General features: G+C 66.8%; 23 protein-coding genes and 1 tRNA gene. 15 read left to right on the forward strand and 9 right to left on the reverse strand.

Annotation, left to right across the window (positions count from 1 at the left end; all coding sequences use genetic code 11):
• The first annotated feature begins 33 nt into the window (after positions 1–33).
• On the forward strand, positions 34–732 hold the full coding sequence (locus ACZK3W_RS21025) for a transposase (protein ID WP_125895403.1): 699 nt from the start codon (positions 34–36) through the stop codon (positions 730–732).
• 34 nt (positions 733–766) lie between these two features.
• On the opposite strand, the gene ACZK3W_RS21030 is transcribed toward ACZK3W_RS21025, so the two are convergent.
• The 4 genes from ACZK3W_RS21030 to ACZK3W_RS21045 form a co-directional block, all read right to left on the reverse strand.
• Positions 767–1951 carry an ABC transporter permease gene (locus tag ACZK3W_RS21030; protein ID WP_125895402.1) on the reverse strand — a complete coding sequence of 395 codons (1185 nt, stop codon included), beginning with the start codon at positions 1949–1951 and terminating at the stop codon, positions 767–769.
• A complete protein-coding gene (locus tag ACZK3W_RS21035; protein ID WP_012512433.1) occupies positions 1948–2694 on the reverse strand; it encodes an ABC transporter ATP-binding protein in 747 nt (248 codons plus the stop codon). The genes ACZK3W_RS21030 and ACZK3W_RS21035 overlap by 4 nt, the downstream gene beginning before the upstream one ends.
• Complete coding sequence (locus ACZK3W_RS21040) at positions 2691–4217, reverse strand: alpha/beta hydrolase (protein WP_180838687.1); 1527 nt, start codon at positions 4215–4217, stop codon at positions 2691–2693. The genes ACZK3W_RS21035 and ACZK3W_RS21040 overlap by 4 nt, the downstream gene beginning before the upstream one ends.
• A gap of 68 nt (positions 4218–4285) precedes the next feature.
• Positions 4286–5488 carry a GGDEF domain-containing protein gene (locus ACZK3W_RS21045; protein ID WP_180838688.1) on the reverse strand — a complete coding sequence of 401 codons (1203 nt, stop codon included), beginning with the start codon at positions 5486–5488 and terminating at the stop codon, positions 4286–4288.
• 154 nt (positions 5489–5642) lie between these two features.
• Between ACZK3W_RS21045 and ACZK3W_RS21050 the strand changes: the two genes are divergently transcribed.
• From ACZK3W_RS21050 to ACZK3W_RS21060, 3 genes are all read left to right on the forward strand, one after another.
• The gene (locus ACZK3W_RS21050; RefSeq protein ID WP_180838689.1) at positions 5643–6128 is read left to right on the forward strand and encodes a DUF1203 domain-containing protein; all 486 of its coding nucleotides are present in this window, start codon (positions 5643–5645) and stop codon (positions 6126–6128) included.
• Between the two features lie 233 nt (positions 6129–6361).
• Positions 6362–7534, forward strand: coding sequence for a lytic polysaccharide monooxygenase (locus ACZK3W_RS21055; protein WP_180838690.1), 1173 nt, complete (start codon positions 6362–6364; stop codon positions 7532–7534).
• A 178-nt stretch (positions 7535–7712) separates the two neighbouring features.
• Positions 7713–8888 carry a lytic polysaccharide monooxygenase gene (locus tag ACZK3W_RS21060; RefSeq protein WP_125895399.1) on the forward strand — a complete coding sequence of 392 codons (1176 nt, stop codon included), beginning with the start codon at positions 7713–7715 and terminating at the stop codon, positions 8886–8888.
• A 74-nt stretch (positions 8889–8962) separates the two neighbouring features.
• Here ACZK3W_RS21060 and ACZK3W_RS21065 read toward each other — a convergent pair whose 3' ends face one another.
• Positions 8963–9712 (reverse strand): ferredoxin--NADP reductase, encoded by a 750-nt coding sequence (locus ACZK3W_RS21065; protein ID WP_080356485.1) that lies wholly within the window; start codon positions 9710–9712, stop codon positions 8963–8965.
• Positions 9713–9796: 84 nt separating this feature from the next.
• Here ACZK3W_RS21065 and ACZK3W_RS21070 point away from each other — a divergent pair, with 84 nt between their 5' ends.
• The 6 genes from ACZK3W_RS21070 to ACZK3W_RS21095 all read left to right on the forward strand — a co-directional run bounded on the left by ACZK3W_RS21070 (position 9797) and on the right by ACZK3W_RS21095 (position 16114).
• Positions 9797–10765, forward strand: a complete 969-nt coding sequence (locus ACZK3W_RS21070; protein ID WP_049400895.1) for an ABC transporter ATP-binding protein — start codon at positions 9797–9799, stop codon at positions 10763–10765.
• The gene (locus ACZK3W_RS21075; RefSeq protein ID WP_010482250.1) at positions 10762–11553 is read left to right on the forward strand and encodes an ABC transporter permease; all 792 of its coding nucleotides are present in this window, start codon (positions 10762–10764) and stop codon (positions 11551–11553) included. The genes ACZK3W_RS21070 and ACZK3W_RS21075 overlap by 4 nt, the downstream gene beginning before the upstream one ends.
• A 438-nt stretch (positions 11554–11991) precedes the next feature.
• A complete protein-coding gene (locus tag ACZK3W_RS21080) occupies positions 11992–12759 on the forward strand; it encodes a hypothetical protein (RefSeq protein WP_125896005.1) in 768 nt (255 codons plus the stop codon).
• Between the two features lie 374 nt (positions 12760–13133).
• On the forward strand, positions 13134–14048 hold the full coding sequence (locus ACZK3W_RS21085; protein WP_197631883.1) for an IS110 family RNA-guided transposase: 915 nt from the start codon (positions 13134–13136) through the stop codon (positions 14046–14048).
• Between the two features lie 246 nt (positions 14049–14294).
• Entirely contained in the window at positions 14295–15233 is a 939-nt protein-coding gene (gene panE / locus ACZK3W_RS21090) for a 2-dehydropantoate 2-reductase (RefSeq protein ID WP_125895743.1), read from the forward strand.
• Positions 15234–15283: 50 nt separating this feature from the next.
• Positions 15284–16114, forward strand: a complete 831-nt coding sequence (locus tag ACZK3W_RS21095) for a Rossmann-fold NAD(P)-binding domain-containing protein (RefSeq protein WP_180838694.1) — start codon at positions 15284–15286, stop codon at positions 16112–16114.
• Positions 16115–16190: 76 nt separating this feature from the next.
• Here ACZK3W_RS21095 and ACZK3W_RS21100 read toward each other — a convergent pair whose 3' ends face one another.
• The gene (locus tag ACZK3W_RS21100) at positions 16191–16988 is read right to left on the reverse strand and encodes a TatD family hydrolase (RefSeq protein WP_125895754.1); all 798 of its coding nucleotides are present in this window, start codon (positions 16986–16988) and stop codon (positions 16191–16193) included.
• A gap of 67 nt (positions 16989–17055) precedes the next feature.
• On the opposite strand from ACZK3W_RS21100, the gene hrpB reads away from it, so the two are divergent.
• On the forward strand, positions 17056–19560 hold the full coding sequence (gene hrpB, locus ACZK3W_RS21105) for an ATP-dependent helicase HrpB (protein ID WP_478450247.1): 2505 nt from the start codon (positions 17056–17058) through the stop codon (positions 19558–19560).
• 155 nt (positions 19561–19715) lie between these two features.
• A complete protein-coding gene (locus ACZK3W_RS21110; protein WP_019336760.1) occupies positions 19716–20090 on the forward strand; it encodes a hypothetical protein in 375 nt (124 codons plus the stop codon).
• Positions 20091–20184: 94 nt separating this feature from the next.
• Here ACZK3W_RS21110 and ACZK3W_RS21115 read toward each other — a convergent pair whose 3' ends face one another.
• The 3 genes from ACZK3W_RS21115 to ACZK3W_RS21125 all read right to left on the reverse strand — a co-directional run bounded on the left by ACZK3W_RS21115 (position 20185) and on the right by ACZK3W_RS21125 (position 22117).
• Positions 20185–20724 carry a pseudouridine synthase gene (locus ACZK3W_RS21115; RefSeq protein ID WP_032129146.1) on the reverse strand — a complete coding sequence of 180 codons (540 nt, stop codon included), beginning with the start codon at positions 20722–20724 and terminating at the stop codon, positions 20185–20187.
• Positions 20725–20792: 68 nt separating this feature from the next.
• On the reverse strand, positions 20793–21056 hold the full coding sequence (locus tag ACZK3W_RS21120) for a hypothetical protein (RefSeq protein ID WP_478450248.1): 264 nt from the start codon (positions 21054–21056) through the stop codon (positions 20793–20795).
• A gap of 203 nt (positions 21057–21259) precedes the next feature.
• Entirely contained in the window at positions 21260–22117 is an 858-nt protein-coding gene (locus tag ACZK3W_RS21125; protein ID WP_049398658.1) for a class I SAM-dependent methyltransferase, read from the reverse strand.
• Between the two features lie 169 nt (positions 22118–22286).
• Between ACZK3W_RS21125 and ACZK3W_RS21130 the strand changes: the two genes are divergently transcribed.
• The 3 genes from ACZK3W_RS21130 to ACZK3W_RS21140 all read left to right on the forward strand — a co-directional run bounded on the left by ACZK3W_RS21130 (position 22287) and on the right by ACZK3W_RS21140 (position 25445).
• The gene (locus ACZK3W_RS21130; protein ID WP_049424161.1) at positions 22287–23243 is read left to right on the forward strand and encodes an aldo/keto reductase; all 957 of its coding nucleotides are present in this window, start codon (positions 22287–22289) and stop codon (positions 23241–23243) included.
• 646 nt (positions 23244–23889) lie between these two features.
• A tRNA-Thr gene (locus ACZK3W_RS21135) sits at positions 23890–23963 on the forward strand.
• A 357-nt stretch (positions 23964–24320) separates the two neighbouring features.
• Positions 24321–25445 (forward strand): slipin family protein, encoded by a 1125-nt coding sequence (locus ACZK3W_RS21140; RefSeq protein WP_049398660.1) that lies wholly within the window; start codon positions 24321–24323, stop codon positions 25443–25445.
• Positions 25446–25499 lie beyond the last annotated feature (54 nt).

Here is a 25499-nt window from a genome sequence, read left to right on the forward strand (position 1 = left end):
AGGCTGATGATTCCTTGAACCCCCTGAACTGCCATGCCTCGACAAGCACGCCTGATGTTGGCCGAACAGCCGTATCACGTAACCCAGCGCGGTGTGAACAAGGGGGCGATCTTCGTTGACGATATCGACCGCCAGCTGTTTCTGCACCTTTTGCACAGCGCCTTCCTGAAGCATCAGGTCGCGCTGCATGCCTATGTATTGATGGGCAATCACGTCCATCTATTGGCCACACCCTCCACTCAGGCCGGCTTGGCCAACGCGATGCGGATGCAGGGCAACAACTATGTCCAGGCGTTCAATCAGCGGCATGAGCGCAGCGGACCACTCTGGCAGGGCCGCTTCCATTCTTCGATGGTGGACAGCGACGCCTATCTGCTCAGCGTTTATCGCTACATCGAACTCAATCCGGTTCGTGCAGGCAGGACAGGCGCCCCGGAAGATCACCCATGGTCGAGCGTGCATGGAAACCTGCAGCGCCGCGATGATCCGATGCTGACAGAACACCCCGCCTTTCAGGCACTGGCCTCGACCAAGCGACAGCGGACGACGCTCTATGCGCAGTTCCTGCGGGACGTGAACGCGTCCGCCGACCTGCCGGCAATACGCGCGCACAGTGCCGGGCAGCATCCGTTGGGAAATGCAGCTTACCTGCGGATGGTGGAACAGACACTGGGCCGCCCCGTGGTGCTGCGCAAGCGGGGGCGCCCTCAGAAAAAGGGGGCGGAGGGTTAAAAACGACTTAATCCCCTCCGTCCCCTTTTTGCAGTCAGCCCGAGATCGCCAGACGCTCGTTGTGGTAACGGCGCACGGCGGCGAACCATAGCACTGCGGCCAGGCCAAGGCTGGCGCCGAGATAGATCGCCCACACCGCAGGCGTGATCGTCTCGTGGCGGATCACCTTCAGCAGCATCTGGTTCTGCGACAGGAACGGCACCGCGTACTGCCACAGCTCGCTCTTCAGCGGGTACGCCACCAGTGCGTAGCCAGGCATCATCGGCAGCAGCATCAGCCAGGTCATGTGGCTCTGCGCTTCCTTCATGCTCTTGGCCGCGGCCGACAGGAAGGTCAGCAGCGAGGTGCCGATCATCAGCATCGGCAGCATCACCAGCAGCATCTGCAGCATCGAACCGACGTTCATGTTGAACTGGCGGCCGATGTTGCCGGGCGCGATCTGTGCGCTCACCTTGAACGCCACCAGGGTCAGCAGCAGCGATACGAACCCGACCACGCAGGCAGCAGCGATCTTGCCGCTGACGATCGCGCTGCGCGAGCCGGGCGTGGCCAGCAGCGGTTCCAGTGACTGCCGCTCGCGCTCGCCGGCGGTGGCATCCATCACCAGATAGGCGCCGCCGATGAACGAGGTCAGCGTGAGCAGCACCGGCAGCAGCATCGACAGGATCATGCCGCGCTTGGCCTCGGCACTGGCCAGGTCCTGGCGCGCCACATCCAGCGGCCGCGCCACCTGTGCGTCGATGCCGCGCGCCATCAATCGCAGTGCCCCCACCTGGCCGTTGTAGGTGGCCAGTGCCGCCTCCAGACGTGCGCTGGGCACTTCGGCGGCACGACGGGTACTGTCCTTGATCACCTCCACCAGCGCCGGCTTGCCATCGGCCCAGTCCTTGCCGAAGTCATCGCTGATGCGCAGCGCCACGTCGATCTCCTGGCTGCGGATGGCCTCGGCCAGGTCCTTCGGTGCAGGTGCGGTGTTCAGCCCCTGCGCGGCGAGGAAACGCACCAGGTTGGGGGCGTTCTCCGCACCGATGGTCGGAATCTGCAGCGGCTGCTCGATCTGGGTGCGTACCCGGCTCTCGGCCAGCTTGCCCATGCCCAGCAGCAGCACCGGGTACAGCAGCGGCCCGAACAGCAGGGTCAGCAGCAGCGTGCGGCGATCACGGGAAAGGTCGCGCAGTTCCTTGCGCATCACCGTCATCAGGGTCGACATCATGCTCATGCGTGCAGGCCCTCTTCGCTGCCGATCAGTTTCACGAACGCGTCTTCCAGGTTGGATTCGCCGGCTTGCGCACGCAGTTCATCGGCGCTGCCGGCAGCCATCACCGTGCCCTTGGCGATGATCACGATGTGATCGCACAGCGCGGCCACCTCCTGCATGATGTGGCTGGACAGGATCACGCAGCGGCCCTCTTCGCGCAGGCCCAGCAGGAAGCGGCGCAGTGCGCGCGTGGTCATCACGTCCAGGCCGTTGGTCGGCTCATCCAGAATGACGTTGCGCGGGTCGTGCACCAGCGCGCGGGCGATCGCGGTCTTGGTGCGCTGGCCCTGCGAGAAGCCATCGGTCTGGCGGTCGAGGATGTCACCCATGTCCAGGGCATGCGACAGCACTTCGATGCGTTCGCGGATGCGCTCGGCCGACAGGCCATGCAGCTCGCCGAAGTAGGCGATGTTCTCGCGCGCGGTCAGGCGCTTGTAGACGCCACGCGCATCGGGCAGCACGCCAAGGTGGCGGCGTACTTCCACCGGATTGCGTGCGGCATCGACACCATCGACGCTGATGCTGCCCTGGTCCGGGGTCATCAGCGTGTACAGCATGCGCATGGTGGTGGTCTTGCCGGCACCATTGGGGCCCAGCAGGCCGGTGATGCGGCCGTCCTCGGCGCGGAAGCCGACATTGGAGACCGCCTGGATGCGGCCGGTGCGGGTGTCGAAAGCCTTGTGCAGGTTGTCGGCGACGATCATGGTTCCCATCCGTTGAACGAGGTGAACGCCGGCACGTAGCTCAGCGTGTCCAGGCAGCCGGCATCCAGCGCCTTGGCATCGGTCTTGTCGATGAACTGGCCGAGCAGGCGCGGCATGCAGCCGGCACTCAGCGTGCCGTGGCCCTGGCCGCGGGCGACCAGCGCGCGGCCATTCGGCAGGCCCTTGAGGACCTGTTCGGCATAGCGTGGTGGCGTCACCGGGTCGAGTTCACCGGACAGCAGCAGCGCCGGTACGTCGCTGCGCAGCGGCACGGCATTGGCCGCTGGCGCCGGCTGGTGCGGCCATACCGGGCAGGCCGCGAAGAAGGCACTGGCCACGTCGTTGCCGAACAGTCGCTCCGGGTCCTCGGCCGGCGCCTTGTAACGCGGCGCATCCTCGCTGCAGATCACCGACCACTGCATGCCTCGGTTGATCTGGAAATCCATGCTGCGGTTCGCACCGCGTGCCAGCGACGCCAGCGGTGCATAGCGGCCATGCGCGGCTTCATCGAGCACCAGCGGCAGCAGCGAGGAATACTGCGGCACATAGGAGAAGGCGAACGCCAGGCCGATCACGCTGTCCGGACTCAGCACATCCTGCCGGGTCTGGTTGGTGCCGGGGTCGCGATACTCCACCGAGACCGGCGCACGGCGCAGGGTCTCGACCACGCTGCGCAGCTGCGCGCGGGTGTCGGTCGGGAAGCGTTTGCTGCAGGCGGCATCCTTGCGGCACTGCGCCGACTGCAGGGCGATCGCATCCTCGAACGTCGTGGCGAAGTCGCCGCCCACCACCAGTTCATTGGGCACTACGCCATCGATGACGATGCTGCGGGTGTGCTGCGGATAGGCACCGGCATAGCGCTGGGCCACGCGGGTACCGTAGGAGCCGCCGACCAGGTTGATCCGGTCCACGCCCAAGGCCTGGCGTACCGCATCCAGGTCGGCGATGGCTTCGGTGGTGGTGTAGAAGCGGGCATCGGCACGCCCCTGCAGCGAGGCCGCGCAGCGCTGCGCGTAGTCGCGCAGCGACGCCTCGGTGGGAGCGGCGTCCTCCTCCATGGCCAGTTCCTTGCCATCCGCGCCAAGGCAGCTGAGCGGGCTGGAGCCGCCGGTGCCGCGCTGGTCGATCAGGAACACATCACGCTGCTTGCGCACCTGGCGCAGCGCGGTATCGACGATGACCGCCACTTCGCTGGCCGCCTGGCCGGGGCCACCGGCCAGGAAGAACACCGGGTCGGGCTGGCTGGAGCCGCTGCTGCCCGATTCCAGCCAGGCAATGCGCAGGCCGATACGTCGGCCATCGGGCTGGGCCCGGTCCTCCGGCACCTGCAGGGTGGCGCACTGCGCTTCCACGTTGGCGCTGGCGCCTTCGGTGGACAACGTGCAGGGCTGGAAGTCGATCGTGCCGAAATGGCGGCTGGGTGCATCGCTGGCGCCTTCGGCGCCGGGTGATGGTGACTGGCTGCAACCGGCAAGTATCAGGCTGGCCAACGCTGCGGCCAACGCGAGGTGGTGTCTGTGCATCGTGCTCGTTTCCCCTGGAGGACGTTCCTGGCAACCACGACGGGCTGCCGCGGAAGATGTGACTCAACTTACACGGGCACGGCGTCGTCGGCGATGGGCAGACGCGAAATCTCCGCCGGCGTGGCGCAGACCAGGCGATCGCGGCCCGCGGCCTTGGCCCGGTACAACGCGGCATCAGCCGCTGCCAGCAACGTCGACAGGTCACCCTGGCCCTCGTCCATGGCCAGGCCGATGCTGGCGGTGACGCTCACCGGCCCACTGGCCAGCAATGCAGGGTACTGCTGCAGAGCGGTACGGATCGCGGCGGCCCACGCCATCGCTTCACCCTGTGTGCTGCCGGCCAGCACCAGCACGAACTCCTCGCCACCGTAGCGGCCCAGCAGCGTGTCGTGGCCCTGCAAACCATGCTGCAGCAGCGCAGCGAAGTGACGCAGTACCTGGTCACCGGCCAGGTGGCCCCAGCGGTCGTTGATCTGCTTGAAGTGATCGACGTCGACCAGCAACAGGGCCAGCGGCCGGCCCTGCCGACGCAGCCGCTGCAACTGCGCCTGGCCATCGGCCAGCACCGCGCTGCGGTTGAGCAGCCCGGTCAGGCCATCGGTGCGTGCCGCACGCCGCAGATCGACCAGCATGCGCTCGACCAGCAGCAGCACCATCGCGAAACATCGCGCCAGCTCCAGCATCACCCCGGCAATGTAGGTGACGAACATCGGCGTGCCGGTGCGCATGATGTCCTCACCGGCATCGGGCGCCACCGGCAGGAACAGGCGCACCGCGTACAGTGCCGCCTCGGCCAGGAACACCGCCGCCGCCAGACGGCAGCTGGTGCGCTGCTGCACGGGGGCATGCCGCAGCAGCAGCCATGCGATCCAGCCATCGACCAGCAGCGTGAACACACTGAACACCTGCAGGCGCACGCCCAGGTCCGGCCAGAGCACCAGGAAGGCGAAGATGCAGGCCATGAACGCGGCTGCCATCAACAACGGCCGCCACAGTGGCAGCGGCTGTTCCAGATGCAGCGCCACGCCGCGCAGCATCAGCACCGCACAGCCGGCCATCGCCGCATTCCCGGCCAGTATGGCCGGCGCCAACGGCAGGTAGGGTCGCAGCGCCAGCAGGGTCACGCCCAGGGTCAGCAGCCACAGGCTGGCGGTCCACTGGCGCAGCACCGGTTGCCCGCGCAGCACCACCAGCAGCAATGAGAACCCCACCGCAATGCCGATGCAGAGCAGGAAGCCAAGCACGGTGATGGTGGGGAAATCCAGGGACATGCGGCGCTCATCGGCCGGGGCGGCGCGCGCATCTTAGCGCCTTGCGGTGCGATCCCCGTGGCACTGCCTGGCCCGATGGCGATGCCGGGTCTGAAAACGGCGAGCATGACGGCCGGTGCGTGCGCAGAATCCGGGGAAAACCAAGGAGACGCCCATGCATGCGTGGTACCTCGGTGGCCTCGACCACCGCCCCTTCCAGCACCTGTTCGAGAAGAGTGACACCGCGCTGGCTGCGCTGGGCATCCAGCGTCGCTGGGCCGGCGAAACAGGAGGACACCCCTGCCGGATCGGCCTGAGCGATCCGCCCAGCGGCAGCGAGCTGCTGCTGTTGTCCCATGTGCACCTGCCGCTGCACTCGCCCTATCACGCCTCGGGCCCGATCTTCGTGCAGCGTGGCGTAACGCGCTGCGTGCTGCCGCCGGGCGAGGTACCCGCCTATGTACAACGCCGTACGATCTCGTTGCGCGCCTATGACCACGCTGCATTGATGCTGGCCGCAGAGATCAGCGCGGGCACTGATGTTGCCGCCCGGCTGGACGCGCTGTTTGCCGACCCTGCCGTGGCCTTCGTGCAACTGCACAACGCGGCCCACGGCTGCTTCTCGTGCCAGGCAGATCGGGTGGGTATGCCGGCGACGTAGCACGATCTCCACGACGTGATCGATGCCACGCCGAAGACGTGATGGTCAACGCATCCGTTCAGTCCCGCGTGAAGCCTGCGGGAAGGGCTTCACACCCCCAGTCACGGATCGGCGCTTCGGTGGTTCCGCCCCTTGCATCGCGACTCGATACTCGCTGTGGTGCCGCCGAAAGTCCGCCGTGCAGCGCAGCTCCTGCGGTCACCGTTCTCTTTCGACGACCACAAGGAAGCGCCATGTCATTCCGATCCACACCGCTGTTGCTGGCCACCTCGTTCGCCGCTGCGGGCCTGTGCCTGGCCGGCAACGCATTCGCCCACGGCACCATGACCACGCCGGTCAGCCGCGTCTATGCCTGTTTCCAGGGCAATCCGGAGAACCCGACCAACCCGGCCTGCGCCGCCGCGAAAGCGGTAGGCGGTTCGCAGGCGTTCTACGACTGGAATGGCATCAACCAGGCCAATGCCAACGGCAACCACCAGGCCGTGGTGCCCGACGGCAAGCTGTGCAGCGGCAACAACCCGACCTTCCGCGGGCTGGATGTTAACCGCAGCGACTGGCAGACCACACCGATCCAGCCAGACGCCAGCGGCAAGTTCACCTTCGTGTTCAAGGCGACCGCGCCGCACGCCACGCGTGACTGGCGCTTCTTCGTCACCCGCGACGGCTGGCAACCGGGCAGCCCGCTGCGCTGGGCCGATCTGCAGGAGTTCTGCACGCTGGGCAACACGCCGCTGTCGGCCGATGGCACCTACAAGCTGCAGTGCACGCTGCCACAGCGCAGCGGCCAGCATGTGATCTACAACACCTGGCAGCGCTCGGATTCGACCGAAGCGTTCTACACCTGCATGGACGTGCGCTTTGAAGGAGGCGGTGGCAGCACCCCGCCCGCAGCGCAGTGGCAGGATGCCGGCCCGGTCACCGCGCGCGGCGAGCTGCCGGTCGGCACCACCCTGGCGTTGCGCGTGTTCAACGCCAACGGCAATGATGTCGAACGCGTGGAAGCGACCCTGGCCAGTGGCCAGACTGCGGCCGCGCAGTGGCCGTTGGCGCTGGCCCGCAAGGTCAATACCAGCGCCCTGCACGCACGCGTGGGCGTGCTCAGCAATGGCGTGATCACACCGACGGCCTCGGCCACCGCCAACCGCGTGTACCTGAAGGATGGCAACCGCTTCCAGCTCGATACCCAGGTGCCCGACCCCGGCACGCCATCACCGGGCGGTGATTTTGACCACGTGTATCCCGCCGGTATCGGCAGCTACGTGCCGGGCCAGACCGTGGTGAAGGGCGGCGACGGCAAGCTTTATGCCTGCCGCCCGTTCCCGGAAGGTGCATGGTGCAACGTCAACGCCGAAGCCTACCGGCCGGGCGTGGGTGCAGCATGGCGCGATGCGTGGATCGCGTACTGAGGCAGTGATGCGGGAGGCGGTGCACAGTGCACCGCCTTTCGCCCGGATGGCGGCACAGTGAGCACCGTGTTGCAGATCGAACACAGCCGCCATCGATTTCAAACTTGTCCGATGTTGCCGACGGCCCTGCATGTGAAGACTGCGCGAGGTTTCCCACACTTCGCAAAGGAGTTCCTGCATGCACCTGTCCCACCGGGCAGTCCTCGCTCTGTCCGTCGTTGCCGGCCTGGCCCTGTCCGGCAGCGCCCTCGCCCACGGCACCATGTCCAAGCCGCTCAGCCGCGTGAAGCAGTGCCACGAAGGCAATCCGGAAAACCCGACCAACCCGGCCTGTGCCGCGGCCAAGGCCATCGGCGGCGCGCAGCCGTTCTATGACTGGAGCGCGATCGCCCACGGCAACGCCAATGGCAACCACCGCGACCTGGTGCGCGATGGCGAGCTGTGCAGCGCCAGCATCCCCAAGTACCGCGGCCTCGATCTGAATCGCAGCGACTGGCCGACCACGCCGATGCGCGCCGATTCGCGTGGCCGCTACACCTTCGAATTCCTGGCGCCGGCGCCGCACGCCACCCGCGAGTGGAAGTTCTACGTCACCCGTGACGGTTGGCAGCCGGGCAGCCCGCTGCGCTGGGCCGACCTGCAGGAATTCTGCACCCTGGGCAACGTGCCGCTGTCCGAAGGCGGTGTCTACAAGCTGGACTGCCCGCTGCCCAAGCGCACTGGCCAGCACATCATCTACAACACCTGGCAGCGCTCGGATTCGCAGGAAGCGTTCTACACCTGCATGGACGTGCGCTTCGAAGGTGGCGGTGGCGTGGTTCCGCCGCCGCAGTGGCAGGATGCCGGCGCGGTGACCGCCAATGGCGCACTGGACGTGGACAGCACCGTGACCCTGCGTGTGTTCAATGCCAACGGCAATGATCTGGAGCGCGTGGAAACCAAACTGGCCGCTGGCCAGACCAGCCCGACGCAGTGGCCGCTGGCCCTGGCCCGCAAGGTCAATGCCAGTGCACAGCATGCGCGCGTGGGCGTGATGAAGAACGGCGTGATCACGCCGGTCGCCTCGGCCACCGACAACCGCGTGTACCTGAAGCAGGGCAACCGCTTCCAGCTGGAAACCCAGGTGCCGGGTCCGGGCCCGATCGATCCAGTCGATCCGCCGGGCGGCGACTTCGACTTCGTGTACCCGGCCGGCCTCGGCAGCTACAAGCCGGGCGAGACCGTGGTGAAGGGCACTGACGGCAAGCTGTATGCCTGCCGCCCGTTCCCGGAAGGCGCCTGGTGCAACATCAATGCCGATGCCTATCGTCCGGGCACCGGCTATGCGTGGCGCGACGCCTGGATCGCGTACTGAGGCAGGACACCGGGGGCGGCGTGATGCCGCCCCTGGTTCATGGGCTGCCGGCCAGCGGCCGGCACTACGCAGGCTTACTTGCTGCTGACGTACTTCTCGCGGCGGATCTGCGGGTTGCCCAGCCCCGCGCCCTTCAGCAGTTCGGCACAGGCGTCGACCATGTCCGGGTTGCCGCACAGGTAGGCAATGTCGGTGGCCGGGTCCGGGGTGAAGCCGGCCAGCGCCTGCTGCACGTAGCCGTGCTGCACGTCCGGGTGCGGATCAGCCGGCAGTTCGCGCGACAGGCATGGAACATAACGGAAGTTCGGGTGCTTTTCGGCGAAGCTGTAGAAATCTTCGCTGTACAGCAGCTCACCCGGGCTGCGCGCGCCCTGCAGCAGCACGATCTGCACGCCGCGCTCGGCCATGGCCTTTTCCAGCAGCGGCAGCATCGAGCGGTACGGGGTAACGCCGGTGCCGGTGGCGATCAGCAGGTAGCGGGCATTGTGGTCACCGGGATTCAGGCAGAACCGGCCATAGGGGCCGGACGCACTGATCTGGCCGCCCTGCTCCAGCGCCTCGAACAGGGCCGTGGCGGCGCCACCGGGGACGAAACTGACCGCGATATCCACCGCCTCGCCCGGGCCCAGCGCGTGGTCGTGGATGGTCGCCAGCGAGTAGCTGCGCTTGGTTTCGGTGCCGTCGGCGTAGCTGAAATGGACCTGGATGAACTGGCCGGGCTGGAAATCCAGCGGCTGTCCATCGTCACGCACGAACTGGTAGTGGCCGACGGTCGGGGCCAGCATGCGGCAGCCGACCAGCTTGAGGGGGAATTGAACAGGCACGACTTTTCGGGACAGTGTGTAGCCGGGGCAAGCCCTCGGGGTCTTCTATAATAGCCCCTCCCCGCCCCTCTCCAGCGCCAGCCCATGGGCGCGAAGGCTTCGAGCTTGGCATCCCAGAACGATACGGCGCCCGCCCTGCGCGTGCGCGACCTGCGCAAGACCTATGACAACGGCACCCAGGCCCTGAAGGGGGTTTCCCTGGAAGTGGCCCCGGGCGACTTCTTCGCCCTGCTCGGCCCCAACGGTGCCGGCAAGTCCACCCTGATCGGCATCATCAGCTCCCTGGTCAACCTCAGCGAGGGCCAGGTGGAAGTGTTCGGCAGCGACCTGGTGCGCAACCGCAGCGCCACCATGCGCCTGATCGGGCTGGTGCCGCAGGAGATCAACTTCAACCTGTTCGAAAAGCCCTTCGACATCCTGGTGAACTACGCCGGTTTCTATGGCGTGCCGCGCGAGGAAGCCGAGCAGCGTGCCGAAGAGGAACTGAAGCGGGCGCACCTGTGGGAAAAGGCACAGGTGATGAGCCGTACGCTGTCCGGTGGCATGAAGCGCCGGCTGATGATCGCCCGCGCGATGATGACCCGCCCGCGCCTGCTGATCCTGGACGAGCCGACCGCCGGCGTGGACATCGAGATCCGCCGCGACATGTGGCGCGTGCTGAAGGAGATCAACGCCGCCGGCACCACGATCATCCTCACCACGCACTACCTGGAAGAAGCCGAGTACCTGTGCCGCCACCTGGCGATCATCAATCATGGCCAGATCGTCGAGCAGGGGCCGATGCGCACCCTGCTGGCCAAGCTGGACGTGGAAGGCTTCCTGCTGGACATCGACGGTGACCTGCCTGCGCAGCTGCCGGTGATCGAGGGCGCGACGCTGACCGCACCGGACCCGCACACGCTGGACATCGACATGCCGCGCGCAATGGACCTCAACCGCGTGTTTGCCACGCTCAACGAGTCCGGTATCCGTGTGCGTTCGATGCGTACCAAGAGCAACCGCCTGGAGGAGCTGTTCGTGCGCCTCACCGGCAACCTGGAGAAGCCTGCATGAGCACCACCGAGCTGACCGACGGCCAGCGCAACCGCGTCGCACTGATGACCATCGTGCGCCGCGAAGTCGCCCGCATCATGCGCATCTGGGGCCAGACCCTGGTGCCGCCGGCGATCACCATGACCCTGTACTTCCTGATCTTCGGCAACCTGATCGGGTCGCGCGTGGGGGACATGGGCGGCTACACCTACATGCAGTTCATCGTGCCGGGCCTGGTGATGATGAGCGTGATCCAGAACAGCTACGGCAACATCAGCTCCTCGTTCTTCGGCGCCAAGTTCGGCCGCCACGTGGAAGAGCTGCTGGTCAGCCCGATGCCGAACTGGGTGATCCTGTGGGGCTACGTGGCCGGTGCGGTGCTGCGCGGCCTGATGGTGGGCGTGATCGTGCTGATCATCGCGATGTTCTTCACCCCGGTGCGCATCCCGCACCCGCTGGTGATGCTGACCACGGTGATCCTGGGTGCGACGATCTTCTCGCTGGCCGGTTTCATCAACGCGGTGTATGCGAAGAAGTTCGATGACGTGGCGATCGTGCCGACCTTCATCCTGACCCCGCTGACCTACCTGGGTGGCGTGTTCTATTCGGTGAAGCTGCTGCCGGGCTGGGCCGAGGCCGCCACGCACGCGAATCCGATCTTCTACATGGTCAATGCATTCCGCTATGGCCTGCTGGGCAGCAGCGATGTGCCGCTGCCGGTGGCCTACGGGCTGATGATCGGATTCGTGGTGGTGCTGACGGCGCTGGCGCTGTGGCTGCTGCGCCGTGGCGTGGGCATGCGCAGCTGAGGGTTGCCTGCAGGGCCTGCGGCCCTGCACCCGCCGAATCAACGTCAACGTCAACTTCTACGGCAACGTCAAAAGCTGGCATTCCGTGGGTTGGCGGGGTGGATCCGGTTGCGGGGGACGCTGCAAGTACGTCCATGTAAGCTCGGTCGCCGCTTGCTCGTGTGCGCTGTCCTGCGCACACGGCAAGACCGGGGTTGGGCGTCCTGCCCAACCCGCCCGAGGCATGCCTCGGGCCCATGCGGCTCACGCCCCCGCAACCGGACCCACCCCGCCTTCGACAGGTTTCTGCGATCTGTCGGGACAGCGTTCTCCGCTGCTGCTGGTAGGTGTCGACCTTGGTCGACACGGTAGATCCACGCCATGCGTGGATGAAGCGTTCCTGTAGAGCCAAGCCGATGCTTGGCTCTTTTCGTTTCGGATTACGGCTAGGCTGTGGCGATGAAGATCACTTCCATTCCGTTGGACAAGGCCGTGTCGGATGGTCCGATCGATGCGTTCAGCCACGTCCTGCTGAGCGATTCGCCTACGCTGGATGAGGTGCTCGGTTGCCTGGCCTCGCTGCAGGCGGCTGATCCCCTTCATCGTTATCTATGCACGCTCGACGATGTCGGCCAGTGCCGCTACACCAGCATGCACGCGTCCGATGACGAACGCATCGCGCTGTACGAGGACGAAGACCCGGCGACGCCGGAAGATGCGTTGGCGGCACGCGGGCGGTTGCTGGCGCACGTCGTCGCGCAGCTTGAGCATTCCACGCATCGGCTGCAGTGGACAGCGCTGGCGGGTACGTTGATGTGCAGCGACGAAGACATCGAGGCGCTGGTCGCCGCCAATGCGAAGCCGGATCTCATCATCGATGACGTGGTCTGCGTGCAGCAGGTACCCGTGGCCCGCGATGACCTGCTGATTGCCGCCCTGCCCAACGGCTACTTCAGCGCGGACTGGGACCTCTTCCAGAACCACGCCCTGATCCGGCACCTTCAGCAGCGATACGGCTACCGCCTGTTCGGACTCGGTGCGTCGTGGCTCGGCTTCCAGCGCGACCGCGCACCGTCGCCTGCAGAGGCGAGCGCGTTGGTCGCGGACCTGCAGCGCGTCTACGCGGCCGGAACGCACGACACCTGGTCACAACTGGCTGCAACGCTGGCCACCCGCACCACACTGCTATTGGGCTACACCGAAGACTTCAGCGAACAACTGCCCTGAGCACCGCTCCACACGAGCGAGCGCAGCGAGCGACCCGCTTTCGCTCCTGATCTGTCTTCCGTGGTGGCCGCACCCGGAAACTGTCAGGGGTCGGGCGGTCCGGGTGCGCGGGGGTGTCCGCCGCATGGATGCGGCTGCCAAGCCTTATCTGATCGGAATCTGGCAGCGTAGGCGTCGAGAGCCGGCGTGGGCCGCCGTGCGAGCCTAGATCTCGACGATCCGTAACCAGGATCGCGACGATCGCCATGTAGCTTGGCGCCCACGCCGGAATCTCCCTTGATCCGCCCGAACAGTTGCTGGAGCGACCACTCGAAGCGATAAGACTGGGCAAGCGGGGGAGCTCTCGACCCTTCCAGACTATACGGAGTCAGGTGATGAACGGGATCGGGATTGATGTCAGCAAGCGTCAGCTGGATATCGGTACGACGGACGGAGAAACCCTGCAGGTCAGCAACAACCGCTCCGGGTTTTCTGAACTGGATGTTTGGCTGAAGAAGCGTCCGACCCGCCAGATCGTGCTTGAAGCCACGGGTGGCTATGAGCAGCCGGTGCTGGATTTCCTGCACAAGGCCGGTCATCCGGTGGCCCGTGCCAATGCCTTGCGCGCCCGGAAACTGGCTCAGGGGTTGGGTCAGACTGCCAAAACCGACCGTTTGGATGCCTACGCGTTGGCGCAGATGGCCGCCCTGGTGAAGCTGCCTCCCTATCAGCCGCTGCAGTCTTGGCAGCAGAAGATGCGGGAGTTCGTTCGGGCACGTCGGCAGGCGATAGACGCCCTGACCATCGCGCGGCAACAGCAGGAAATGGTGCTTGATCGTGAACTGCGCCGACTACTGCAGGGCAACATCACCCGCCTACAAACGTTGGTTGAGCGTCTGGGCAAGCAGATCGTCGAGCAGGTTGGTCAGCAGCCTCAACTGAAGATGCTGAAGTCGATGAAGGGCGTAGGGCCTGTGCTGCAGGCAGTTCTAGCCAGCTATCTGCCAGAGCTTGGCAGGATCACTGGCAAGCGCATCGCCAGCCTGGTCGGGGTAGCCCCGATGTCCCACGACAGCGGCACGATGAGAGGAAAACGAAGCATCCACGGTGGAAGAGCCGAAATCCGGCAAGTGCTCTACATGGCGGCAATGTCGGCCATGCGGCATGAACCTCGGCTGCGCGATTTTTACCAGTCGCTACGAGCCCGCGGCAAGGAAGGCAAGGTGGCCATCGTGGCAGTGATGCGGAAGATGCTGGTCATCCTCAACGCCCGTGTGCGCGACGCTGAAAGCGGGCTAGTCCCCGCCTGAGGCGAGCCAGGGCGAAAGACCAAAGGCTGCCGGCCAGCGGCCGGCACTACCGTGCCCGTTTACCTGACGGGCCTGAGACTCTCCAGCAACACAGTTGCTACACGGACGTACTTGCGGCGCCCCCCGCGCACCGGGACCGCCCGACCAGGCACGGCTTGTGCTTCTTCCACCACGAGGGGCTCCGCCGTTGGCCGCAATCTCCGGCACAATCGCACTCCTGATTCCCCAGAAAACGGTGAACGTGCAATGCGCATCCTGATCCTCGGCGCCGGCGGTACCGGCGGTTACTTCGGCGGTCGCCTGGCTCAGGCCGGCGTAGATGTGACCTTCCTCGTGCGCCCCGCACGCGCCGCCCAGCTGGACCGCGACGGCCTGGTCATCCGCAGCCCACTCGGCGATGCCAGCTTCCCGGTGCAGCACGTCACCGCCGATGCGCTACCCGCATTGGCCGCACAGAAGCCGTTCGACCTGGTCATCCTCAGCTGCAAGGCCTACGACCTGGACAGCTCAATCGATGCCATCGCTCCGGCCGTGGGCGCAAACACCACCGTGCTGCCGATCCTCAACGGCCTGCATCACTACAACGCGCTGGACCTGCGCTTCGGCCGCGACGCTGTGCTCGGTGGCCTATGCTTCATCAGCGCCACCAAGGCCCCCGACGGCGCCGTGCTGCACCTGGGCAAGCCGGCCAAGCTCACCTTCGGCGAGCGCGACGGCGGTGCCATCTCAGAACGCATGCGTGCCTTCGCCGCCGCCTGCGCGCAGGCCAACCTCGATCACCTGGCCAGCGAGCACATCGGCCAGGAACAGTGGATCAAGTACACCTTCCTGACCGCGCTGGCCGCCGCGACCTGCCTGCTGCGCGCGGATATCGGCAGCATCGTCGCCACCGATGATGGCGAGGCGATCGTGCGTGGCCTGTACGACGAGTGCCTGGCCGTGGCCGAGGCTGCCGGTGAACCGATTCCTGATGCCGCGCAGGACACCGCACGCGGCACCCTCACCCAGGCGGGCTCTGCGTTGAAGGCATCGATGCTGCGAGACCTGGAAGCCGGCCAGCAGGTGGAAGCCGAGCAGATCGTCGGCGACATGCTGGCGCGCGCGCGCAAGGCCGACCAGGAAGCTTTGCTGCTGCAGGTCGCCTACAGCAGCCTGCAGGCCTACCAGGCGCTGCGCAGCGCGTGAGCGATACGACGCAGGCCAACGCCCTGCCCGCGCGGGTGTTGATCCTCGGCATGGGCTGGAGCGGGTGCGTGCTGGCCACGCATCTGCGGGCGTTGGGCGTACACGTGGCCGGCACGGTGCGCGACCTGGCATCAGCACCGCACGATGGCCTGCTGCGCCATCAGCTACGTGCCGACGACACGCCATCGCCCGCTCTGCTCGGTGAGATCGCGCAGGCCGAGGCCGTGCTGTGCAGCGTGCCGCCCGATGCCGAGGGTGACCCGGCACTGCGTCTGTTGCTGCCGGCACTGCAGGAAAGTCCAGCACTTCACTGGGTGGGCTATCTGTCATCCACGTCGGTCTATGCCGATCGGGCCGGCGGCTGGATCAACGCAACCAGCGTGGCCGATGCCACTGAAACGACCGGCATGCAACGCAGACGCGCCGAGGACCAGTGGCGTGCGCTGGCGGAGCAGCGCGGTATCGCCTCGGCGGTATTCCGCCTGCCCGGCCTGTACGGGCCGGGACGCAATGCGCTGCTGCAGCTGGCACAGGGACGTGCGCGCCACGTAGTGCGTCCAGGGTTGGTGTTCAACCGCCTGCACGTGGATGACCTGGCAACGGTCGTTATCGCATCGATGCAGCGGCCGTGCGTGGATGGGCTGTATCTGCCAGCCGATGACGAGCCGGCACCATCGCAGGAGGTACTGGCCTTCGCCGCGCAGCTGGGCGGCTTTGCGATGCCACCTGCAGTGGCATGGGACGACCCTGCACTCAGCCCGACGCTGCGGCGCTTCTACGAGAGCAACAAGCGCATCGACAGCACCGGTACGCGCGAGGCGCTGGGCTGGGAGCCGCGCTTCCCCAGCTACCGTGAGGGCCTGCGCGACCTGCTCCGGTAGTGCCGGCCGCTGGCCGGCAACCGCGCGATGTTTGCGGCGTTCATGCTGCTGCCGGCCAGCGGCCGGCACTACCTGATCAACCCGCGTCCGGCAGGCGGAAGAACGTACGCGTCGCGGCAGTTGCATTCGCGGCGGTCACCGCCACGTCTTCACCACGGTCGCGCGCCAGCTCTTCCACGATGTGCGAGAGGAACATCGGTTCGTTGCGGCGGTCCTTCGGCATCGGCTTCAGCGTGCGCGGCAGCAGGTACGGCGCGTCGGTCTCGATCATCAAGCGGTTGGCCGGGATGTTCTTCACCAGTTCGCGCAGGTGCGCGCCACGGCGCTCGTCGCACAGCCAGCCGGTGATGCCGATGTACCAGTCCTGGTCCAGGTAATCGAACAGCTCGTCACGCTCACCGGTGAAGCAATGCACCACCGCCGGGCCGACACGGCCTTCGAAGTTCTTCATCTGTGCCATGAAATCGGCATGCGCGTCGCGCTGGTGCAGGAACAGCGGCTTGCCATTGTCTGCGGCCAGCTGCAGCTGGCGCTCGAACGCGCGGTGCTGGGCCGGGCGCGGCGAGAAGTCACGGAAGTAGTCCAGCCCGCACTCGCCCACCGCCACCACTTCCGGGTGGGCATGCAGCGCGCGCATCTCGGCGTCGCATTCCTCGGTGTATTCCACCGCATGGTGCGGGTGCACGCCGGCGGTCGCATACAGGAAACCAGGATGCTGCTGCGCCAGCTGCACGGCCAGCGGCGAGTGCTCGCGGCTGGCGCCGGTAATGACCATCTGCACCACGCCGGCCTGGCGCGCGCGGTCCAGCACGGCATCGCGGTCGCGGTCGAAGGAGTCGTGGGTCAGGTTGGCGCCGATATCGATCAGGTGCATGGTCATCGCGGGGGAAAAGTGCCCGCGCATTGTACCTGCGGCTGCCATGGCCCTTTATCCTTTGCACATGAACGCCCCGCTCTTCCCGATTTCCCCGCTGCTGCCGCAGATCCAGCAGCACCTCGCCGCGCAGCCACGACTGGTGCTGGAGGCACCGCCCGGCGCCGGCAAGACCACCCAGGTGCCGCTGGCGCTGCTCGATGCACCGTGGCTGCAGGGGCGGAAGATCATCCTGCTGGAACCGCGCCGGGTCGCCGCACGCAGCGCCGCGCTGTTCATGGCGCGGCAGCTGGGCGAAGAGGTGGGCGGCACCGTCGGCTACCGCATCCGCTTCGAGAACAAGGTCTCGTCGCGCACCCGCATCGAGGTGGTTACCGAAGGCATCCTGACCCGCATGCTGCAGGACGACCCGATGCTGGAAGAGGTCGGCGCGATCCTGTTCGACGAATTCCACGAACGCCACCTCAGCGGTGATCTCGGCCTGGCACTGGCGCTGGACGTGCAGGCGCAGCTACGCGACGACCTGCGCCTGGTGGTGATGTCGGCCACGCTGGATGGCGAGCGACTTGCCCGCTTCCTTGATGCGCCGCGGCTGAGCAGCGAAGGCCGCAGCTACCCGGTGACGGTCAGCCATTTCCCGGCGCGCCGCGATGAGGCGCTGGAACTGCAGGTTCGCCGCGCGGTGCAGCAGGCATTGGCCGAGCACCCGGGTGACCTGCTGGTATTCCTGCCCGGCCAGCGCGAGATCGCGCGGGTGCAGGCCGGGCTCCAGGAATCGCTGGATGCGGGTGTTGAAGTGCTGGCCCTGCACGGTGAACTGCCGGTGGAGCAGCAGGCGCGGGTCCTGCAGGCGGCCAGTGATGGTCGTCGGCGCGTGGTGCTGGCCACCAACGTGGCCGAGTCCTCGGTGACGCTGCCGGGCGTGCGCGTGGTGATCGACAGCGGCCAGGCGCGCGAACCGCGCTACGACCCCAACAGTGGCTTCACCCGGCTGGACGTGGTGGCCATCGCGCAGGCGTCGGCCGACCAGCGCGCCGGTCGCGCCGGTCGCGTGGCCGAAGGCGTGGCCTGGCGGCTGTGGCCGCAGTCGCAGCGGCTGGAGCCGCAGCGCCGCGCCGAGATCGATCAGGTCGAGCTGGCCGGACTGGCGCTGGAACTGGCCGCCTGGGGCAGCAGCGACCTGCGCTTCCTCGATCCGCCACCGGCCGGCCCGATGGGTGCCGCCCGCGAACTGCTGCAGCGGCTCGGCGCGCTGTCCAGCAGCGGCGCGATCACCGCACTTGGCCGGCGCGTGCTGGCGCTGGGTACGCATCCGCGGATGGCGGCGATGCTGCTGGCGGCGCCCGGTGCACGTGCGCAAGCCCTGGCCGCCGACCTGGCCGCCCTGCTGGAGGCGCGCGATCCGTTGCGCCAGGGCGGTGATGCGCTGGCCGCGCGTTGGCGTGCGCTGGCGGCATTCCGCAATGGCCGCGCACCGGGCGACGCCAACCGCAGCGGCCTGGCCGCGATCGATGCCGCCGCCAAACAATGGCGTCGCCGCCTGCGCTGCGATGCCGCACCGCCGGCCAGCATCGAAGCCCATGAACTCGGTGACCTGCTCGCACACGCCTTCCCCGACCGCATCGGTGTCCAGCACCCCAGCGACCCACTGCGCTACCTGCTGGCCAATGGCCGCAGCGCACGCCTGCACGAGCTGAGCGACCTGCGTGGCGAGCCGTGGCTGGTAGCCAGTGAACTGCGCTTCGAGGCACGCGACGCGCTGCTGCTGCGTGCCGCACCGGTGGACGAGGGCCAGCTGCGCAAGGCGTGGCCGGAGCGCTTCGTGACCGAGGACGTAGTGCGCTGGGACAGCGAGCGTCGCGCCCTGGTGGCACTGCGCGAGACCCGTTTCGACCGCATCGTGCTGGACAGCCGCTCGGCCGGCCGGGTCGATCCGCAGCACGCCGCACAGGCGCTGACCGACGCGGTGGCCGAACTCGGCCTGCAGGCGCTGCCGTGGACCGAAGGCCTGCGCCAATGGCAGGCACGCGTGGAGTCGCTGCGGCGCTGGATGCCCGAACTCGGCCTGCCCGACTGCAGCGACGACGCCCTGCTGGCCACGCGTGCGCAATGGCTGCAGCCTGCGTTCGCCGGCAAGAGCCGCCTGGATGCGCTGGACGAGTCCAGCTTCGGCGAAGCGCTGAAGTCGCCCCTGGAATGGTCACAGCGTCAGCTGGTCGAGCGTCATGCACCGACCCGCATCACCGTGCCCTCCGGGCTGGAGCGGCCGATCACCTACGCGCTGGACAGCGAGAGCGGCGAACCGCTGCCGCCGGTGCTGGCGGTGAAACTGCAGGAACTGTTCGGCCTGGCTGACACGCCGCGCATCGCCGATGGCCGCGTGCCGCTGACCCTGCACCTGCTCTCGCCCGGTGGCCGCCCACTGCAGGTCACCCAGGACCTGCGCAACTTCTGGGAAAACACCTACGCGGAAGTGAAAAAGGAAATGAAGGGCCGCTACCCGCGCCATCCTTGGCCGGATGACCCGTGGACGGCGACGGCCACCCATCGGGCCAAGCCGCGTGGCACCTGACCGGTAATGGCGGCCGCTGGCCGGCACTACCGGCTGCGGACCCTGCCTGATCCTGAATGGCTGCGGTAAAGTCACGCCACGTGTGACCTCGACTGACATACCGTTTACGGGCAACACGCGACACTGGACTTCGACCCGAGGCAAAGGACCCCCGCATGAGCAAGCTGACCGTAATCACCGACCGCGCTCTGGAGCGCGCCCTGGAGCTGGCCCACACCGCCGGCGATGGCCTGAAGAGCGCCGGTGGCAGCCTGCGCAATGCGGACTGGATCAAGACCGGCGCCGCCATCGGCGCAGTGAAGACCGGCGGCAAGGCCGCAACCAAGTTCGTGCGCCGCAATCCGGCAGTGGCCGTGGCCGCCGCTGCGGTCGGTGTAGGCCTGCTCGGCTACGCGCTGTACCGCAAGCAGCAGAAGAAGAAGGCCGCCAATGGCCACGTGGTGAATGGGCAGGCGCAGCGGATCAACGCACGTGACCGCCGCAACGACACCGTGGTGGACGAGCACAGCGATATCGGCAGCGACGCCTGAGCCTGCCGGGGTCGGATCCTTTCCACAGGAAGGACTCTGACCCCAAGGCACTACATGAGGGCCGGACACCGGAAGGTATCCGGCCCTTTCTGCATCAACCGATCTGCCGCCACTGCCCCGGCTGCAGGTCGTCCAGCCGGTAAGGCCCCATCGACACGCGGACCAGCCGCAGCGTCGGCAGGCTCACCGCCGCGGTCATCCGCCGCACCTGCCGGTTGCGGCCTTCCCGGATCGTGATCGCCAGCCAGGCGTCGGGCACGGTCTTGCGGAAGCGCACCGGCGGATCGCGTGTCCACAGCGACGGCGCCGGATCGAGGCGCTCGATCTTCGCCGGCAGGGTCGGCCCGTCATTGAGCACCACGCCGTCGCGCAGCTGCTGCAGCTGTTCGTCGCTGGGCATGCCTTCCACCTGCACCCAATAGGTCTTGTCAGCCTTGTGCTTCGGGTCGGTCAGCTTGTGCGCCAGTGTGCCGTTGTCGGTCAGCAGCAGCAGGCCTTCGCTGTCATGGTCCAGGCGACCGGCGGCATACACGCGCGGCGGCAGGCCGAACCCGGCCAGGGTCGGCCGCGGCGGCACGCTGCGGTCGGTGAACTGGCAGAGCACGTTGAAGGGCTTGTTGAAGGCAATCAGCATTGCGGGCACGGCAGGCGGCGGGTGGGGCATTGTCCCATTCCCGCGTCGCCGCCGCGATCACGGCGGGCTCAGCCGAAGACCTTCCATTCCAGCAGGAACGAGCCCAGCACCAGTGCGATGCCGCACGCGGCGATGACATTGGCCCGCCGCTGCAGGCCTGCGGCCGGCGGGTCGGCCTTGCGCGAACGTTCCTCCAGAAGGGCACCCGCGAACAGCACGGCAAACCCTACCGTCGCCATCAGATCGTGGGCATGACCACCGTAGAACACAAAATCGATCAACCGCCCCAGCACCAGCACCGCGACAGCGATGTAAAAGACCTTCTTCAACAATTCATGTCCTTGCATACGATCGAATTCCGGCGCATGGCCGGTTGGGACCAGCCATGCGCCGCGCTACGCGCGATGAGCCGAGCAGGGACGATGCCGGCCGTCCTGACCGGCACCCTTCGGGCCGTCGCACGCGACGTTGGCAGCGGCTCCTGCCGCTGCCTTCGGCTCTACAGAGACAACATGCGCCAGCCCGGCACCACCCCTTACGGCTTGATGAAGCGCAGGGTCATGCGGTCACTTTCGCCGATCGCCTGGTACTTCGCATCATCGGCCTTGTCGTGCTGGTTGGTCGGTGGCAGCGTCCACACGCCGTTCGGGTGGTCCTTGGTGTCACGCGGGTTGGCATTGACCTCGCTGCGCGCGTCCAACTTGAAGCCGGCGGCTTCGGCCATCGCAATCACCTGCTGCTGGCCGACATAGCCGGTGTCATCGTCGTCGGCCACGTCGGCCTTGGCGCGATGCTCGACCACGCCCAGCACGCCGCCCGGCTTGAGCACGTTGAAGAAGCCCTGGAACATGCCCTGCGCCTGGCCGGCCTTGCGCCAGTTGTGCACGTTGCGGAAGGTCAGCACCACGTCGGCTGAACTGGCTGGGCCGAACACCGGCTTGGCCGGATCGTAGGCGACCACGGCGGTCTTGCCGAACTGTGCCGGTGCACCGGCGTACTTCTTTTCCAGGCTGTCGCGGCTGCGCTGCTGGTAGTCACGGCCGCGGCCCTCGGGCACCGCCATCGGGTCGACCACGGCGGCAACATAGTGGCCCTTGTCCTGCAGCAGCGGCGCCAGGATCTCCGAGTACCAGCCGTTGCCGGGGGTGATCTCGATGACGGTCTTTTCCGGCGTCACCTTGAAGAACGACAGCGTCTGCGCCGGATGACGGAAGCCATCGCGCTTGACGTTGTTGGCATCACGGGTCGACGCCTTCACCGCCGCATCGATGGCCGGTGACACTTGGATCTTCGCCGGTGCCACCGTGGCCGGTGCGGCGAACGCGGGAACAGCGGCAAGCAGGGCCGAAGCAAGCAGCAGGCGGCAACCACGCAGGGACGAAGCAGGCATCATCGGAGCGACTCCAGCGGAAGATGCGGCGAGACTAGCAGCCGCGGCGTCCCAGGTGTTCACAAAACGTTAGCTGCGTGCGTATCGCGGAACACTGTTTTGTGGTCACCGCCGCAGCACGGTCACACAACGCGTTTTATTCTGGAGCACTTCCCCCAAGGAGTCCGTGCCCATGACGGCAACCCGCGAACTGGGCCGTTCCGGCCTGCATGTACGTCCGCTCGCCTTCGGTGGCAACGTGTTCGGCTGGAGCGCCGATGAGAAGGCCAGCTTCGCCCTGCTCGATGCCTTCGTCGATGCCGGCTTCAACCTGGTCGACACCGCCGATGTGTATTCGGCCTGGGTGCCGGGCAATGCCGGCGGCGAATCGGAAACGCTGATCGGCAAGTGGTTTGCCCGCAGCGGCAAGCGCGACAAGGTGGTGCTGGCGACCAAGGTGGCCAAGTGGGCCGAGCGCCCCGGCCTGACCCCGGACAACATCAACGCCGCGGTGGAAGATTCGCTGCGCCGCCTGCAGACCGACGTGATCGATCTGTACCAGGCCCACGAGGATGACGAGTCAACGCCGCTGGAAGCGACCCTGGCCGCATTCGGCCGGCTGATCGAAGCCGGCAAGGTGCGCGCGATCGGTGCCTCCAACTACAGCGCCACGCGCCTGGCCGATGCGCTGAAGGTATCCACCGACTACAAACTGCCACGCTACGAAACCCTGCAGCCGGAGTACAACCTGTATGACCGCGCCGGCTACGAAAAGGAACTGGAACCGCTGGTGCAGCGCGAACAGATCGGCGTGATCGGCTACTACGCGCTGGCCAGTGGCTTCCTCAGCGGCAAATACCGCACGCCTGCCGATGCGGCCAAGAGCCCGGCGCGTGGCGAGAACGTGGTGAAGCGCTATCTGAATCCGCGTGGCCTGCGCATCCTGCAGGCACTGGATGACGTGGCCAGCAAGCACAACGCCAGTGCCGCGCAGATCGCACTGGCATGGCAGATCGCACGGCCGTCGATCACCGCGCCGATCGTCAGCGCCACCAGCGTCGAGCAGCTGCACGATCTGCTGGCCGCAGCCAACGTGTCGCTGAGCGTGCAGGATGTCGCGCAGCTGGATGCCGCCAGCACGGAAGCTTGAGACCCGGTAGTGCCGGCCGCTGGCCGGCATTGCGCGGTAAAGAAGAAAATAATTGAACAAAATGGTTGCGCGCGAGTAAATCGTGGTTTATCGTGCGCACCTCGTTTCAACAACCACTGGAAACTTCCCTTGAACGCGCATTCCGTCGCCATCGCCAAACTGCTGCCATGCCTGCGCATGGACGTGCTGGCGCGCGCGTTCGGCAAGGAAGACCAGCTGACAACGGCCTGATACCCGCCCTGCGGAGATCGGCCACCCCGATCTCCGAGGCTTGACGACGCCCTCGGAACGCAAGTCCGGGGGCGTTTTCGTTTGCGTCGGCACAAGGACCCGCGATGCCAGAACTGCACCCCGCGCGGCAACCCGCCGCTCACTGACACAGGTTTTTTCCGCTCCGCCGAAGGATTTACTTCGCGCGAGTGGCGACGCCTGGACATTATCTGCATCGCATCAAAACATTATCGCTCGCGATAATGTCGATGGCCTGCACCCTCGATTCTCCAACGGTCCCGTTTCCACCACGGGCTGGTGCGCGCGGCGTTGCCGTGGCGTATGCCGGAGGTCGCGGACATGCCATCGCCTGGATCGCCTGCCGGAAGCAGGCATCGGTTCGCCGGTACGCGGTTCGATTCCGCGCGGTCCCCAACTGGATAGCTCAGCTTGGTCAGAGCAACGGATCCGTAATCCGTCTGTCGTGGGTTCGATTCCCACTCCAAACCACATGACCTGTCACGTCATGACTTGAAGCAACACCCGGGGCGCAAGCCCCAGCGGCCATCGTCGCCGTCCGCAGACAACGCCTTCGGGCAGGAACGTGGAAGGCAACGGACCGCACGCCGGGCCCCGGCCCGCCGCCACTGCCAGCCACGTTCCGCACCGGTGCTGCCTGCCGGGAACGACGATGGCAGCAGTGCCGGTGCACCGAAGGCTCCGCGCGCGGACCGTCCGCCGATGGCCGCCCTCTTCCGCTGCCTGCACGTGGTGTGCAGGCGGCCTCGCCACGACCTGATCGGCCCGGGTCTTGGCGATTCATCCGCAACGGGTCGAACCACCAGAGCCATACAAGGAGAGACTCCCATGTTCTGGACCATCAAGGTCGTGATCGGCGACGGCGAGCGCGGCCTGGTGTATCGCAACCGTCGTTTCCAGCAGATCCTGCTGCCGGGCGTGCACCGCCTGTCGCCGTTCGGCGGCCGCCCGCACGTGGACATCCACACCGCATCGAAGGGCGCGGCCTATACCGGCAGCGACCAGGACAGCCTGATCGAAGCGCTGGGCACCGAGCTGGACACGCACTTCGTGCTGGCCAACGTCGGCGCCAGCGAGGTCGGCCTGTTGCTGCGCAACGGCCGCATCGATGAAGTGCTGCCGCCGGGCAGCCGCCGTCTGTACTGGCGGGGTTCGGTCGACACCCAGGTGCGCGTGATGGCGCTGGGTGACGAGCCGCGCATTCCGGCGGACGTGCAGCAGCGCCTGGGCCAGTTGGGCGTGCTGCCGCGTGTGGCAGTGATCAGCACCGTGCCGAGCGAGTCGGTCGGCCTGCTGTTCATCGATGGCACGCTGCGACAGACGCTGGACGCCGGCCTGCACGCGTTCTGGAACTTCAATGGCAACGTATCGGTGGAGCGTGTGGAGCTGCGTGCGCGTTCGCTGGACGTGTCCGGCCAGGAACTGCTCAGCCGCGACAAGGTGACCCTGCGGGTGAACCTGGCCGCGACCGTGCAGGTGGTCGACCCGGTGCGTGCACACCGTACGCTCAGCAATGCCGACGAGTTCGTCTACCGGCAGCTGCAGTTCGGCCTGCGCCAGGCGATTGCCGCGCGCAGCCTGGACGAGCTGCTGGGTGACAAGGCGGCACTGGACGGCGAGATTGCCGCCCATGTGCAGGCGGCGATCGAGGGCCACGGCGTGCGGTTGCTCGGCGTGGGCATCAAGGACGTGATCCTGCCGGGCGAGATGAAGGAGATCCTCAACGGCGTGGTGCTGGCCGAGAAGCAGGCCCAGGCCAGCGTGATCCGTCGCCGCGAGGAGGCCAATGCCACGCGTTCGCAGCTCAACACCGCAAAGCTGATCGAGGACAACCCGGTGCTGATGCGCTTGAAGGAGCTGGAGGCACTGGAGAAGGTCACCGAGAAGATCGACAAGCTCACCGTGTTCGGCGGCCTGGATGGCGTGCTGAAGCAGCTGGTGACGATCAGGTAGGGGGTCGCGGCGGCGCAGGGACGCGCCGCCGGCCCATCAAGGACAAACACGAAG

Source organism: Stenotrophomonas sp. 80084_Sma (genome assembly GCF_056481995.1).

Bases quoted from the DNA above. Each gene is read 5' to 3' on its own strand.
- ACZK3W_RS21025 (WP_125895403.1), top strand. From the start codon at position 34: ATGCCTCGACAAGCACGCCTGATGTTGGCCGAACAGCCGTATCACGTA.
- ACZK3W_RS21030 (WP_125895402.1), bottom strand. From the start codon at position 1,951: ATGAGCATGATGTCGACCCTGATGACGGTGATGCGCAAGGAACTGCGC.
- ACZK3W_RS21035 (WP_012512433.1), bottom strand. From the start codon at position 2,694: ATGATCGTCGCCGACAACCTGCACAAGGCTTTCGACACCCGCACCGGC.
- ACZK3W_RS21040 (WP_180838687.1), bottom strand. From the start codon at position 4,217: ATGCACAGACACCACCTCGCGTTGGCCGCAGCGTTGGCCAGCCTGATA.
- ACZK3W_RS21045 (WP_180838688.1), bottom strand. From the start codon at position 5,488: ATGTCCCTGGATTTCCCCACCATCACCGTGCTTGGCTTCCTGCTCTGC.
- ACZK3W_RS21050 (WP_180838689.1), top strand. From the start codon at position 5,643: ATGCATGCGTGGTACCTCGGTGGCCTCGACCACCGCCCCTTCCAGCAC.
- ACZK3W_RS21055 (WP_180838690.1), top strand. From the start codon at position 6,362: ATGTCATTCCGATCCACACCGCTGTTGCTGGCCACCTCGTTCGCCGCT.
- ACZK3W_RS21060 (WP_125895399.1), top strand. From the start codon at position 7,713: ATGCACCTGTCCCACCGGGCAGTCCTCGCTCTGTCCGTCGTTGCCGGC.
- ACZK3W_RS21070 (WP_049400895.1), top strand. From the start codon at position 9,797: ATGGGCGCGAAGGCTTCGAGCTTGGCATCCCAGAACGATACGGCGCCC.
- ACZK3W_RS21075 (WP_010482250.1), top strand. From the start codon at position 10,762: ATGAGCACCACCGAGCTGACCGACGGCCAGCGCAACCGCGTCGCACTG.
- ACZK3W_RS21080 (WP_125896005.1), top strand. From the start codon at position 11,992: ATGAAGATCACTTCCATTCCGTTGGACAAGGCCGTGTCGGATGGTCCG.
- ACZK3W_RS21085 (WP_197631883.1), top strand. From the start codon at position 13,134: ATGAACGGGATCGGGATTGATGTCAGCAAGCGTCAGCTGGATATCGGT.
- panE (WP_125895743.1), top strand. From the start codon at position 14,295: ATGCGCATCCTGATCCTCGGCGCCGGCGGTACCGGCGGTTACTTCGGC.
- ACZK3W_RS21095 (WP_180838694.1), top strand. From the start codon at position 15,284: ATGGGCTGGAGCGGGTGCGTGCTGGCCACGCATCTGCGGGCGTTGGGC.
- ACZK3W_RS21100 (WP_125895754.1), bottom strand. From the start codon at position 16,988: ATGCACCTGATCGATATCGGCGCCAACCTGACCCACGACTCCTTCGAC.
- hrpB (WP_478450247.1), top strand. From the start codon at position 17,056: ATGAACGCCCCGCTCTTCCCGATTTCCCCGCTGCTGCCGCAGATCCAG.
- ACZK3W_RS21110 (WP_019336760.1), top strand. From the start codon at position 19,716: ATGAGCAAGCTGACCGTAATCACCGACCGCGCTCTGGAGCGCGCCCTG.
- ACZK3W_RS21115 (WP_032129146.1), bottom strand. From the start codon at position 20,724: ATGCTGATTGCCTTCAACAAGCCCTTCAACGTGCTCTGCCAGTTCACC.
- ACZK3W_RS21125 (WP_049398658.1), bottom strand. From the start codon at position 22,117: ATGATGCCTGCTTCGTCCCTGCGTGGTTGCCGCCTGCTGCTTGCTTCG.
- ACZK3W_RS21130 (WP_049424161.1), top strand. From the start codon at position 22,287: ATGACGGCAACCCGCGAACTGGGCCGTTCCGGCCTGCATGTACGTCCG.
- ACZK3W_RS21140 (WP_049398660.1), top strand. From the start codon at position 24,321: ATGTTCTGGACCATCAAGGTCGTGATCGGCGACGGCGAGCGCGGCCTG.